This window comes from Peribacillus sp. FSL P2-0133, assembly GCF_037975445.1.
Taxonomy (GTDB): domain Bacteria; phylum Bacillota; class Bacilli; order Bacillales; family DSM-1321; genus Peribacillus; species Peribacillus simplex_E.
The window spans coordinates 4,852,198-4,865,939 of the sequence record NZ_CP150254.1 but is presented as its reverse complement, the minus strand read 5'-3'; the positions used below and the strand labels follow the sequence as shown (position 1 = coordinate 4,865,939).

General features: G+C 41.6%; 11 protein-coding genes. 4 read left to right on the top strand and 7 right to left on the bottom strand.

The window, feature by feature from the left end; translation table 11 throughout:
- The first annotated feature begins 405 nt into the window (after positions 1 to 405).
- Positions 406 to 3,207: a beta-glucosidase gene (locus tag MKY17_RS23355; protein ID WP_098373792.1), complete on the top strand. Its 2,802-nt coding sequence runs from the start codon at positions 406 to 408 to the stop codon at positions 3,205 to 3,207.
- A 118-nt stretch (positions 3,208 to 3,325) separates the two neighbouring features.
- Positions 3,326 to 4,750 carry a glycoside hydrolase family 30 beta sandwich domain-containing protein gene (locus MKY17_RS23350; RefSeq protein ID WP_339200874.1) on the top strand — a complete coding sequence of 475 codons (1,425 nt, stop codon included), beginning with the start codon at positions 3,326 to 3,328 and terminating at the stop codon, positions 4,748 to 4,750.
- Positions 4,751 to 5,112: 362 nt separating this feature from the next.
- Here the strand turns inward: MKY17_RS23350 and MKY17_RS23345 are convergent, their stop codons facing one another.
- Complete coding sequence (locus MKY17_RS23345; RefSeq protein WP_339200873.1) at positions 5,113 to 5,490, bottom strand: phosphotransferase; 378 nt, start codon at positions 5,488 to 5,490, stop codon at positions 5,113 to 5,115.
- A 323-nt stretch (positions 5,491 to 5,813) separates the two neighbouring features.
- Here MKY17_RS23345 and MKY17_RS23340 point away from each other — a divergent pair, with 323 nt between their 5' ends.
- A complete protein-coding gene (locus tag MKY17_RS23340; protein WP_339200871.1) occupies positions 5,814 to 7,271 on the top strand; it encodes a YdiU family protein in 1,458 nt (485 codons plus the stop codon).
- 82 nt (positions 7,272 to 7,353) lie between these two features.
- On the opposite strand, the gene MKY17_RS23335 is transcribed toward MKY17_RS23340, so the two are convergent.
- Positions 7,354 to 7,782, bottom strand: a complete 429-nt coding sequence (locus MKY17_RS23335; protein WP_076372141.1) for a MarR family transcriptional regulator — start codon at positions 7,780 to 7,782, stop codon at positions 7,354 to 7,356.
- Between the two features lie 121 nt (positions 7,783 to 7,903).
- Here MKY17_RS23335 and MKY17_RS23330 point away from each other — a divergent pair, with 121 nt between their 5' ends.
- The gene (locus MKY17_RS23330) at positions 7,904 to 8,491 is read left to right on the top strand and encodes an NAD(P)H-dependent oxidoreductase (RefSeq protein ID WP_339200869.1); all 588 of its coding nucleotides are present in this window, start codon (positions 7,904 to 7,906) and stop codon (positions 8,489 to 8,491) included.
- A 347-nt stretch (positions 8,492 to 8,838) separates the two neighbouring features.
- Here the strand turns inward: MKY17_RS23330 and MKY17_RS23325 are convergent, their stop codons facing one another.
- The 5 genes from MKY17_RS23325 to MKY17_RS23305 all read right to left on the bottom strand — a co-directional run bounded on the left by MKY17_RS23325 (position 8,839) and on the right by MKY17_RS23305 (position 13,736).
- Positions 8,839 to 10,167, bottom strand: coding sequence for a transporter (locus MKY17_RS23325; RefSeq protein ID WP_144548760.1), 1,329 nt, complete (start codon positions 10,165 to 10,167; stop codon positions 8,839 to 8,841).
- Positions 10,168 to 10,170: 3 nt separating this feature from the next.
- On the bottom strand, positions 10,171 to 10,869 hold the full coding sequence (locus tag MKY17_RS23320) for an AraC family transcriptional regulator (protein WP_098373799.1): 699 nt from the start codon (positions 10,867 to 10,869) through the stop codon (positions 10,171 to 10,173).
- Positions 10,866 to 11,633: a histidine kinase gene (locus MKY17_RS23315; RefSeq protein WP_339200866.1), complete on the bottom strand. Its 768-nt coding sequence runs from the start codon at positions 11,631 to 11,633 to the stop codon at positions 10,866 to 10,868. Before MKY17_RS23315 ends, MKY17_RS23320 begins: the two co-directional genes overlap by 4 nt.
- 88 nt (positions 11,634 to 11,721) lie before the next feature.
- Positions 11,722 to 12,711 carry a dipeptide ABC transporter ATP-binding protein gene (locus MKY17_RS23310; RefSeq protein ID WP_339200864.1) on the bottom strand — a complete coding sequence of 330 codons (990 nt, stop codon included), beginning with the start codon at positions 12,709 to 12,711 and terminating at the stop codon, positions 11,722 to 11,724.
- Entirely contained in the window at positions 12,711 to 13,736 is a 1,026-nt protein-coding gene (locus tag MKY17_RS23305; protein WP_339200863.1) for an ABC transporter ATP-binding protein, read from the bottom strand. Before MKY17_RS23305 ends, MKY17_RS23310 begins: the two co-directional genes overlap by 1 nt.
- Positions 13,737 to 13,742: the final 6 nt, after the last annotated feature.

The window sequence follows — 13,742 nt, the reverse complement described above, 5'->3', positions numbered from 1 at the left end:
TATTTGTTTTAAATAGATATATCAAAATAACATTAGCTTACTGTAAAAGATCCAAGCCCCATAGATAATGGAATAGCCTATTATTGATTTATAGAACTCTACCTTTTCCGCGCCAATAAGTCGGAAATAATACTCTTTCTAAATTCTTCGAATGATTATTTTGACCCGTTTTTTATAAAATCTGTATAATTTTCAACTTACTAACCTTTAATATAAAACCCTTTCATTTCACCAAAGTCCAGTTTTGACAAATAATAAGGATTATGAAGCAAAGTTAGGCATTTTCACCTGTTTCCTTCGACACCTTGAAATTATACCAAATAACTACTAATTATACCATATATATTAAATATTGTTCTGTAACCTTTAGAAGGCAATAAAAATTTTGAAAGAGGAGCTGGAAAAATGGTTGGTTTATTAGATGGGAAACGGAAACTTACCGTACTAAGCCTTATTTTTACTTTAGTTCTTAGTATGGTAACTATTCCACTGACGACATCTGCTGAGGCAAATTCGTTTCCGTGGATGAACAAGGAACTTTCTGCTGAAGAAAGAACTAATTTGTTGGTGGATGCAATGACACTGGAGGATAAAGTACATTTTATCACCGGTAATTTGAACAATTATTATGGCTTTTATAATAAGGGAGAAGAGAAATATGGGATTCCCGCGTTAACAATGGCAGATGGGCCTGTCGGGGTCCGGATTGCAAATCCGGATGTGCAGAATAAACAATCAACTGCTTTGCCTGCTGCGATTGGATTAGCTGCAACCTGGAATACGGAAACGGCTAAAAAATATGGGGAATTACTTGGGAATGAAGCATTTAATACAACACACAATGTATTGTTAGGACCTGGATTAGATATTGCTAGAAATGCTTTTGGAGGAAGGAACTTTGAATCCTTAGGAGAAGATCCATACTTACAATCACAAATGGCTACAAATTATGTGAATGCGGTTCAAAACAACAATGTATTAGTTACAGCGAAGCATTTTCTATTAAACAATCAAGAAAAAGATCGCTTCACAAGTGATTCACAAGCAAGTGAGAGAGCAATAAACGAAATATATGCAAGACCTTTCGCAAGTGTGATAAAAGATGCAGATTTAGGTAGTGTGATGTGTTCCTTTAACCAAGTAAATAGTATGTATGCTTGTGAAAATGAAGATATCCTAACGAAACTATTGAGAGGAAATCTAAATTTTGCTGGCTTTGTCATGAGTGATTACGGGGCAAACGTAAGTACTTCAGAATCAATTAATGCTGGGTTGGATCTTGAAACGCCTGGAGACCCTAATGGTTTATGGGGCGATCACTTAGTACAAGCAGTGAAGAACGGAAAGGTAAGTGAAGAAACAATAAACCAAAGTACGTATCGCATTTTATATCAAATGTTTGATAAAGGTTTATTTGATAACCCTGTGCAAAATAATGAAATTGACGCAAAAGCACATGGTGCAATTGCTCGACAAATCGCTGCAGAAGCAATGGTTTTACTTCAAAATAAAAAAGATGTCTTACCGTTAAATACGGAAAAACTAGATTCAATTGCTGTAATCGGACCGGATGCAGATACTGCTTCTGCTGCGGGTGGGGGTAGTTCTCTTGTGAATCCTACTTATACTGTAAGCCCACTTGAAGGGATTAAAAACCGTGCAGGGAAAAATGTAAAAGTAGAATATGCGGCTGGAACAGATCCAATTAGTGCGGGAGATATTCTTCCAGGACCAAATTCTGTACCATCTGCATTCCTAAAGCCATCAGCTGATGCAATAGAGAATGGATTAAAAGCAGAATACTGGTCGAATAAAAATATGGAAGGCGACCCGGTCTTTGAACATACAACAAAACAAGTTAACTTAAATCTAGGATTTTATAATTTCGAAGGCTTTAATGCTCAATCTTCTAAATTAGATAAACTTCCTACAAATTTAAATGGCATGATGTCGGCAAGCTATACAGGAGTAATCAACGTACCAAAATCTGGTGAGTACAAACTTTCTACCACTAGCTATGGTTCTAGTAAAGTATATATTGATGGCAATCTCGTTATAGATAATGCTGGAGAAGAACTTGGCACTGAAGAGAAAACTGTAACATTAGAAGCAGATAAAAACTATGATGTTAAGATTGAATATAAAACAGATTATCCAAATGCTTCTAGAAATGATGATGGCGGTCAATTACGTTTCGGCTGGGAAGCTGCTGACGATGTTGTAGATGATAATATTGCTAATGCAGTTGAGCTGGCGAAAAAATCAGATGTAGCTGTTATAGTAACAAGAACGTTTGATAGTGAAGGTTATGTAGATCGTTCCGATATGGAATTAACAAATAACCAAGAACAACTTATCAAAGAAGTTGCAAAAGTGAATAAGAATGTGGTTGTTGTAAATGAAAGTGGTATTGCTATTGAAATGGGAGCTTGGAAAGATAATGTTGCTTCTATTGTACAAGCTTGGTATCCCGGACAAGAACAGGGGAATGCTATTGCTGACGTATTATTTGGAGATGTAAATCCATCAGGTAAATTACCTGTTACTTTCCCAGTCGATGAAGATTCAACACCAGTATCATCGGAAGAACAATACCCTGGTATCGACGAAGTGTCAAAATACACGGAAGGTATTTTTGTAGGGTATCGTGGCTTTGAAAAAGCTGGGATAAAGCCAGCCTTCTCCTTTGGACATGGTTTATCTTATACAGAATTTGGCTACAAGAATTTAAAAACAAAGGTAACCTCTTCAAAAGACTCAGAAGAACCTACCTTTAAAGTATCATTAAACTTACGTAATACAGGCGATGTAACCGGATCAGAGGTTGTACAAGTGTATACTGGCAAACTGCCAACAGACGTAGAGACTGCGCCAAAACAATTAGCAGGCTTCCAGAAGGTAGAATTAAAGCCTGGTAAACAAGAAAGAGTAACTATTAAACTCGATGCAAAAGCCTTCGCTTATTATGATGAAGAGAAAAATGAATGGGTAATGCCTTCGGGTCAAGTACCTATTTACGTTGGTAGTTCTTCTGCTGATATTCGCTTAGAAGGTAGTATTACTGTTTCCAATGATAACAGTAAGAATTTTAATCAAGTGAGCAATGCAAATTCAGATAAAAATAATCTAGCAAAAGCAAACACGAATAAAGCAAACAAAAACAAACGTATTAACTCAAGTAATAGGGACAGTCTATCTAGAAGATAATCCTTTTCCCCACAATGAATTTACGTTCATGTGGGGAATTTTTTTCAGATGAGGTGAGAAAATGAATTCCTATCGGAAAAGAACGATCTTAATCCTCCTTCTCCTGGTGTTATTAATAATGTTTATTAGTCGATTCAATTCTTATCTTGAAAGGGAAGAAATTTGGCAGGAAAAAGAAGTTTCTGTTTGGCTTACGACTGGTGATCAAAAGAACTTGTTAACTAGTAAATCCCCTATTCTTTTTTCAGACAAGGAAAAAACAAATGTACAAACTATAACAATTGATCGTAATACAACTTATCAAACAATGGACGGTTTTGGAGCAGCCATTACTGGTTCTTCTGCCTATTTGATTCAAAAAAAAATGGATGAATCGAAGCGGGAATATTTATTAAATGACTTATTCACCTCTAACGGAATTAATATCAACTATATTCGGCATACCATTGGGGCTTCTGATTTTTCTGTAGATGAGAATGGGAATCCAAGCAGCTACACATATAATGATACAAATGGTGAGCTGGATTTGGAACTAAACCATTTTTCCATCGAAAAAGATCAAGATGTAATTACTACCTTTCAGGCTGTCCTGGCAAAGAAAAGAGATATTAAGATTGTTGGATCTCCATGGACAGCCCCACCCTGGATGAAATATGGTGTAAAAATATTCAATGGCTGGTACTTAGACTATACCAATGAGGAAATATATAGAGCCTATGCTAATTATTTTGTTCGTTATGTACAGGCCTACGAACAAAAAGGGATTCCTATTGATAGCATTACCATTCAAAATGAGCCTGAATTTACTTCACCCAATTATCCGACGATGAGCATGAGTGCAGAAGAACAGGCGAAATTCATTGGACATTATTTAGGTCCAGTATTTGAGTCGAACGGTATCGAAACGAAAATCATCTCCTATGATCATAATTGGGAGGGGGCTTTAGATTATACTACAGCTTTGTTTCAAAATGAGGACGCAAAAAAATATACAGATGGTACTGCGCTTCACTGTTATGAAGGTACTCCGGCTGCAATGACCCAAGTCCATACAAATTTTCCTGATAAAAATATTTATTTTACCGAATGTAGCAGCGGGGAATGGAGCGAAGACTTTGGGGATAATTTAAGCTGGCAAATGTCCAATATTATTATTGGCGCCCCTCGGAATTGGGCAAAAAACGTATTGATGTGGAATATCGCACTCGACGAAAATGGAGGGCCCACAAATGGCGGCTGCGAGAACTGCCGTGGGGTTGTAACTATTAATCAAGCAACCGGTGAAGTTAAGAAGAATGTAGAATACTACGCCATTGGACACGCCAGTAAATTTGTTGGGTCTGATGCCGTTCGGATTGCCTCCACCACATACCTGAGAACAATTGAAACTGTAGCCTATCAAAACCCTGATCACTCTAACGTTTTAATTGCCTCAAATCCAAGTGAAAAAGATCAAGAATTTCAAGTGAATGATGGAGGGGCATTCTTTACTTATACTCTTCCTCCTAAAAGTGCTGTTACTTTTACCTGGGAGTCGAAATAATAAGTTTTATTTATACTTTGATGCAATCAAGGTAATAAATCAATGGAGACAAAAAATTAATTCCTGGTACCAAGGCATTCGGATATAGATTAGTGAACAGTGTGGATCCAAAGTTTTAAAGTAACCAACGTCAGCGTTTTTGCCTTCATGCCAAGTTTTTAAGGTTATCCTTTTCAACTTTTAGGATTGTATCCATTTCCGGATTTAGCTTATCAAGGGGTACAGCCAACATTTTAACAAAAATATACGCTAAGACAATATTTGGAACAAAAATCTGATTAGCCCTACTCTAAGGGCAATCAGATTTTTTAATCAAAATGAAATTACATTTAAGTAAACCATTGCAAAACTAGGAGCACATATCATCCAACAATATTTATCAATGTTTGTATATTTTCGGCAAGGAATTCTTTGTTCTTTTCAATACCACGTTTTTTGCACCAAGCTACTCCACTAAATGCGTGGTAAAAAGAATAAAAAGGTAGAAAAGTTTCTAAATTTGGCAAGGTCCGGATGCTTTTGTATCCCAATATAAATTCCTCTTTAGTCTCTGGGTACACGTCCCATACATATTGCTTTATCTTTGTGAAGTCTATTTTAGATGGACCTCCATGCGCACTTTCAAAATCAATAAGCCCAGATATCTTTGATTCATTAAGAACTAATATGTTACCTGGACGAAAGTCCATATGAACTACGCATGGACCATCCACTTCAATCCCAATGAGGGTTTCATCCATATAATCACGCTGAGCCGTATCACAATTTTAAACGGGAATCGACTAAGATATTCTTAAGCAGGAACCCAGTAAGGGTACCTGCTTTCTTTATTTCTAAGGGACAGGGAGGTTATTGGCGCTTTACACAATCGTTTTATGAAATCCCGGAAGGCGCCAATGATTTTACATGACTTTAAAAGAGCCATTTTTATGCAGAAACGGTATAATTAATTGGCAGAAGTAGACATTAATATGGACTGCAACTGAGTTTTATCGCGTGTTTTAATATGAATCTTGAGAGAAAGAACATTTATACAAAAGTCAAAATAAGAAAAGGAGAAACCATGACTAATGAAACAGGATGGAATTTAGACAATAGCTATGCGCGTCTTCCGGAAAAGTTTTTCACAAGCACGAACCCGACTCCTGTACGTTCACCGGAGTTGATCATTCTGAATGAACCTTTGGCGGATTCTCTTGGTTTAAACGTTCAAAAGCTTCAAAGCGAAGATGGTGTGGCGGTGTTTGCCGGAAACGAGATTCCCGAAGGTGCTTCGCCTCTTGCACAAGCATATGCTGGGCATCAATTCGGTCATTTTAACATGTTAGGGGACGGCCGGGCGATATTGCTTGGCGAGCAGGTCTTGCCAGATGGCGAGAGGGTCGATATCCAGCTGAAGGGTCCAGGAAGAACGCCATACTCCCGCGGGGGCGATGGCCGGGCTGCGCTTGGACCGATGCTGCGCGAATACATCATCAGTGAGGCGATGCACGGGCTCGGCATTCCTACCACCCGAAGTTTGGCTGTGGTGACGACAGGTGAAACGGTAATCCGTGAAACCGGGCTGCCTGGTGCCATCATGACCCGTGTGGCTTCGAGTCATCTTCGTGTCGGAACCTTTCAATTCGCTGCAAAATGGGGCACGCTCGAGGAACTCCGGACACTTGCCGACTATGCCATTAAGCGTCATTTTCCAGACATTGAAGCCGATGAAAGCCGTTATCTCTCGCTGCTGCAGGAAGTGGTCAAGCGTCAGGCTGAGCTTATCGCCCAATGGCAGCTGGTTGGCTTCATTCATGGGGTGATGAACACCGACAACATGACGATTAGCGGGGAAACCATCGATTATGGCCCTTGCGCCTTCATGGATGCCTATGATCCTGCAACGGTATTCAGTTCAATTGATAGACAAGGCCGCTATGCCTATGGTAACCAGCCGGTTATTGGGGGATGGAATCTTGCACGATTCGCTGAGTCCCTATTGCCGCTGTTGCATGATGACCAAGATCAGGCCGTTACACTGGCCCAGGATAAGATTTCTGTTTTTAATGATCTGTATCACGCTAATTGGTTAGCAGGAATGAGGGCGAAACTGGGGATATTCAACGAAGAGACTCAGGATGAAGCCCTTATTAATGGCATCCTCAGTATGATGAAGAAGCATGGTGCCGACTATACCAATACGTTCCGTGCTTTGACCTTTGATAAAGTGGAGGACACGGTCCTTTTCGGTACACCGGAATTCGCTCAGTGGCAAGAGCTTTGGCAGGCAAGACTGGGCAGGCAGAAGGAATCGAAAGAATCTTCGAATCAATTGATGCAGAACAGCAATCCTGCAGTGATCCCACGGAACCACCGGGTGGAAGAGGCGTTGGAAGCGGCAGTGGAACAAGGGGACTACAGTGTGATGGAACGGCTTTTGGATGTTCTTGCAAAACCTTATGCACACTGCGAGGAACAAGCTGAATACGCCGCACTGCCTGAGTCAACAAAACCATACCGGACCTTTTGCGGTACCTAATTATAATGGAGATTATGAAGGAGCTCCCGAGATTGAAGTTGATTCTTTGTCAACTTCAATCTCGGGAGCCGTTTTTGTTTATTTAGTAAAAAAGTTTTGTTTGAAGAATGTCCAGGGCACGGTCAATATCCGCTAAATCTTCCTTTGATGCATGTTGCAGCCGGCTTTGGAAACGGGATTCCACGATTGCAAAAGCCTCGTTCATCATCATTTCCCCCTCTTTGGAGAGGCGGATGTATTGTTTCCGTCTATCTTCCGAATCACTTATTTTTTCAATTAAATTCTTTTCGCTTAATTTTTTCAGTTCACGGCTCGTGTTAGGCATGGAGATGTGCTGACAGTCACTGATTTCACTTGGTGTGACAGGCTGACTGACTGTTATATATTCAAGAATTTTATATTGTACCGGCGTGATGGAATCGGATTTGGCGTTTTGGGTCAATTCGTGTGTCACTTGATGTACGGAAGTTGTAAATGTGACCATTTTTTCAAAAAGAGCTTTTTTGTCCATAACTTTCACCTCTCTTGTGAAGATATCAAAAGAGTTATCAAAATACAATTATCATTTGACAACAAAAATGGCGCTGTTATATTATTGTTATTAATTGATAAGTAAATAGGGGGGGGACGTCATGAACGTGCTGGTCATCTACACATATCCAAATCATGAAAGCTTAAGCCATGCTTTTTTAGAAAAAGTCATCAAAGGCAGTAACGAGAACCCCAACATAAAGGGACTGCAGGTCTTGGATTTATATGAAGAGGGCTTTAATCCGCTCTTGGAGTTCAATGAGCATAAACGAAGGCGTGATATGCATCGTGATCCTCAGCTTGAAAAATATAGAAATCAAATTACCTGGTCCGACAAGATTGTCTTTGTCTATCCAATCTGGTGGGGGAGGCCTCCGGCAATGCTAATGGGATACATTGATCAATTATTTTCTGCGAATTTTGCTTACAGGGATAAAAAGGGCTTGTTCCCAGAGGGTCTTCTAAAGGGAAAGTCGGTCGTATGTGTGTCCACGATGAAGGGACCTGCAAAGTATCCACTTCTCTGGTTGAATGATGCGCATAAAATCTTGATGAAAAGAGCGTTATTCAATTTTGTCGGAATCAAAAAAGTGAAGTTTTTCGAATTCGGTAATATGGAAAGCCCAAAGGGGAAACAGACTCAAAAGCTGGAAAAGGTTTATCGGTATTTCAGAAAGGTGGCAAGCTAATAGAGGCACTTGATTTGGATATTTTGCGATGAACCTTGATTTAAAGGGTAAGAGTCTTTGATTTTGCTATTTTGATTTCCACTCCAGGCACTCGCTTTCCGCGGGCGGTCCGGGAGCCTCCTCGGCGCTTCTTGCGCCTGCGGGGTCTCCCTTGGACGCGCTTTTCTAAGCAGGAGTCTCGCACCTTCCGTTCAATTAACTTAGCTTTTTTCTACAAACTGTCTTGATCTATAAAGATTAGGCTTTTTTTATTTGTGTGATATTGAATTCTCTCAAGACCTGCGGAGCCAAATACACGCAGAGGTGATTACATAGTTTGTTATGTAACCACTTTGCCATCCGCCTTCTTAATCCCGTTTTGTTTTCACGGACCTCCATTTGTTCTTGATGAGGGTAAGGATCATACAAATCACCATGATCGTCAATGAAGCCAATCCGCTAAACCATATGCTTTGGAATTCACTTACATAAGGCCGGATGATGTATGAAGCCACAATGGCCAGGACCGCGCTTATCGGTATGTAATCAGCGACTTTCCCTTTGCTGAATACGATAACCAGGATTGGGGCCAGCAATGCTGAATATATATTGCCTGAATAAAATAAGAGCTCTAATAGGTTTGGGGAATAGAAGAGTGTAGCAACGAAAACCAATCCTCCGATACAGATTGAAAGCAGGCAGGCCATCCTTATTTTTTGCTGGTCGCTTTTTTTTGTTTTTAGTGGTTCAAGAATATTGGCTACGATCAGGCTTACCAATGAATGCAGGCAGGCACCGAATGTTGAGGTGATTGCACTGAAAGCGCATAGCACAAAAAGGATGAAAAAGAATGGTGTCGTTATTTTGTTTGCCAATCCAGCCAGGATCGAGTGTATATCAGTGAAGCCGCCCGTAAAGATAACCATGATGAACAGGGATGAAAAGGAGAGCGGGAATATGATCCAGATAAGGCCGGATAAAGAGAATGTTAAGGGAACCTTTTTCATTTCCATCATGAATAATCGCTGCCATGATGTCAGGTCAAAGAAAAACTGGCCGAACCCGACAAGAAGTCCTGCTAAAAGAAAACTCCATAGATCATACTTATTGATTACGAGCATGTATGGATGGTATAAACGAATCCCATCATAAACAGGCTGAATCCCTTCCTTGACGAAAAAGTATAAAGGAATCAAGATTACCGCGGCAAACATGAAGATGACTTGAAAAGCGGCGAATCCATGAATGAGCTTTAACCCGCCGAATCCAGCATAAAGGACACAAAAACCGAAAAAAAAGAACAATCCGACATAGAGCGGGGTATCGAAAAGAAACTGACATAGGGTGGACGCAGCCATTCCCTGAATGAATAAGATGTGTAAACTGGTTATGACCAGAATCACGATCAATATCCAATATCCGAGGGGGTGAAGCCGGGCTTTTAAATAGTCCCCGATGGTCAACCCCACTGGGAAATCCTGCCGAACCCTTTTCCCGATGAAGCTGAACATGGACAGGGCGATCGCTCCCATCAGGGCGTATCCGATCCCTCCGAAAACTCCATATTTCACCATCGATTCAGGGGAGGATAATATTGTGGTTCCTGTCACCCAGCGTGCCAGGAGGGAGATGATCCCTAAACCCATCCCGATTTGAATGGGGCCTTGTACGTATTCTTGAAATGTACGTGATCGCAATGTTCATTTTCCTTTCTCGCGGAACTCCTTGGGTGTGATTCCCTCTATCTTCCGGAATAAAGTGCTGAAATAATGCTGGCTATTGAAACCCGAGTTTTCAGCGACGTCTGATATGCTCCAGCTGGTGTTATTGGTTAAGGCCCTTTTAGCGGCCTTTATTCTATAGTGCATTAAATATTCCGAAAAGGAAGTGCCGACTTCTTCATGGAATTTCCTGCTTAAATAAGTCGGATTGGTATGCACTTCACGAGCGATGTCCGAAAGGGAGAGTTTTTCGGCATAATTTTCATGAATGAATGAAAGCGAATGGTGAATAAGGGTGGAATAGTTATGAGAAGATTCCCTTTTGTCATACTTGGCCAGGACTTTATGCAAATCACTTTCTATTACGGGTTTCGTTAAATAATCAACAACGCCTATCCTGATGGATTGCTGGGCATAATCGAAACTTTGATGCGCGGTCACCATTATGATTTCGACTTCTTTGTTCAGTGCCCTTAGGTCTTCACCAAATTCAAGACCAGATCGCCCCGGTAGATTAATATCCAGGAAAGCGAGGTTGATTTTATGATTTTGGTTGAGGGTCAGTGCCTGACAGGCATCAGCAGCTTTGTAAAACTTCCAAAAAGGGTAGATGGACTGAATCATATATTCCATTTGTTCAAGGACCAATGGTTCGTCATCAACTAATAATACATTCATTCCGGCTCCGCCTCCTCCAATTTCTTATCAAAAACCAGTGGCCATGATACCTCTACCTTAGTTCCCGATTCATTAGAAGCTATATTCAATTGTGCACGGTCATTAAAATACAAATATAAACGTTTTTGGATATTATCCAGGCCATGGCCGCCTTCGTCCGTAACGGAAGATTCATTTCCCATTAATCCATTATCCGCCACTTCCAGATATACTATCTGCGAATCCAGGTAAAACCGGATATGCAGCAGGGCTTCACCCACTTTTTTTTCCAAACCGTGTTTAAACGAATTCTCCACCAATGTCTGGAGAATGAAGGGTGGGACCAGTGCGATTGATAATGGTTCTGGGCACTCCATGTCAATCTTGAGCCGATCACCGAAGCGAAGGGTCTGGATGTCGAGATAATGCTGGGTATACTGGATTTCCTGGGAAAGGGGGATCAACGGTTCTGATACTTTATATTTGAATTTCAGGAATTGCGAAAATGCCTCTAAGGCCCGTATCAATTCAGCCGTCCTGTTCAGGCGGGCCAAGCCCAGTATGACGTTCAGTGTATTGAACAAAAAGTGTGGCTGGATTTGCTGGTTCAATTTATTATACTGTGCTTCTTGCAGTGCTTGCTCCAGGCGGATCTCTTTGTTTTTATTTTCAAGAAGGTCGATCCTTTTCTCGAATATGAATAGAAATAAAAGAGCGATAGCTCCCATGATGGGAGCTAAAATGAAGAGCATGATAATTAATGTGAATCCTTCGTAACTTAGCATGGAGAACCTCTGCTGGTTATATTTTTAAATAACTTGAATTATTCTGTTTATTAGTATCATACTAAAGACCCCTTCGGAAATCTACAGGTTATGACACAATGTGACAAGCCACTTGATGATTTTGTGCCGATCTTTTTAGTTCAGGCAGCTGTGTTTTGCAGATATCCTGTACAAAAGGACACCGTGTATGGAAGCGGCAGCCGCTTGGAGGGTCGATGGGTGAGGGGACATCACCCGTCAATAGGATCCGTTCTCTTTCATGCACAGGATTCGGTACTGGGATGGCCGATAGCAATGCCCTTGTATATGGATGCTGCGGCTGTTCGAAAATGGACTTTTTATCTGCTATTTCGACTATCTTTCCGAGATACATGACCATTACCCGATCCGAGATATGTCTGACCACGCCTAAATCATGTGAGATGAAAAGAAAGGTAAGGTCGAACTGGCGCTGTAAGGATTTTAATAAATTCAGCACTTGCGCTTGAATGGAGACATCCAGTGCAGATACAGCTTCGTCACATATGATCAATTTTGGGTCCACTGCCAGAGCCCGCGCAATGCCGATCCGCTGTCTCTGGCCGCCGCTGAATTCATGCGGGTATCTTTCCATGGATTCCGGTCTCAGCCCGACATGTCCCAATAAGTCTTCAATCCGGCTCTTTCGGTTTTCTTTAGGTACTACATTTTGGATGGCCAAAGCTTCTCCGAGAATTTTGCCGATCGTCTGTCTCGGATTAAGGGAGGCAAATGGATCTTGAAAAATGACTTGCAGATCCTTCCTGGTACGCCTCATTTCTTTTTTTCCTAAACTCAGTAAATCCTTATCCTGAAAGTGAATGCTCCCGCTTGTTGGTTCATCCAAACGAAGGATGGCCCTTCCGGTAGTCGATTTTCCGCAGCCGGATTCGCCGACTATGCTTAAGGTCTCGCCCTGATGGATATCGAAGGTAATATCATCAACGGCTTTAACATGATTGATGGTTCTTCCGAAAAACCCGCCCTTGATCGGAAAATATTGTTTCAATTGATCCACTTTAAGCAGAACCTTTTTCTCTGCAGCTGGTACACCCATCATTAAATTCCCACCTTCTCTTGAGCGTCATATTCCTTCTCCCATTGGGGGGTGAACATCCAACAGCTGACCTCGGTGCTTGGGCCGATAGCCTGGAGATCCGGTACGGCCTGTTCACAAATGCCCCTCGCATGTGCGCAGCGGGGAGCGAAGCTGCATCCCTTGGGCATGTTGTAAGGACTTGGAACGGTCCCGGGAATTGTAGTCAGTTCTTCCTGGTCCATGTCCAGACGCGGAAGGGAGTTCAATAAACCAATGGTGTAAGGATGTTTTGGGTTTGTGAATATTTCCTTGGCCAAGGTGTATTCAACGATTTTCCCTGCGTACATGACGGCAACCCGATCACAGGTTTCGTATACGACACCCAAATCATGTGTAATCAAAATGACAGCCGTCCCGAAATCCTTTTGCAGCGTCTTGATCAGTTCGAGGATTTGGGCTTGGATCGTCACATCCAGTGCTGTTGTAGGTTCATCCGCTATTAAAACTTCAGGGTGGCAGGCAAGTGCCATCGCAATCATGACCCTTTGCCTCATTCCGCCGCTTAGCTCATGCGGCTCCTGTTTTGCCCTCTTTTCAGGTGAGGGGATCCCGACGAGCCGAAGCATGTCGACGGCTTTATTCCATGCTTCCTTTTTTCCCAGCTTTTGATGGAGCCGGATCGCTTCCGCAATTTGCTCGCCCGCTGAATATACGGGATTCAATGATGTCATCGGCTCCTGAAAAATCATCGAAATTTCATTCCCGCGTATGGACCGCATCTGTTTTTCAGACTTCGTAAGCAAATCCTCCCCTTTAAAAAGGATGCTGCCACCGGCAATCTTGCCGGGTGGCGCTGGAATGAGCCTTAACAATGAGAGCGATGTTATGCTTTTCCCGCTTCCCGACTCCCCGACGATTCCAAGCGTTTCCCCTTTATTAAGGGAGAAACTGATCCCATTGACTGCTTTACTCGTTCCTTCATCAGTGAAAAAGTGGGTCTGCAGGTTTTTTACCTCCAGTATTTTATCAGCAACCTGTTTCATCATCATACC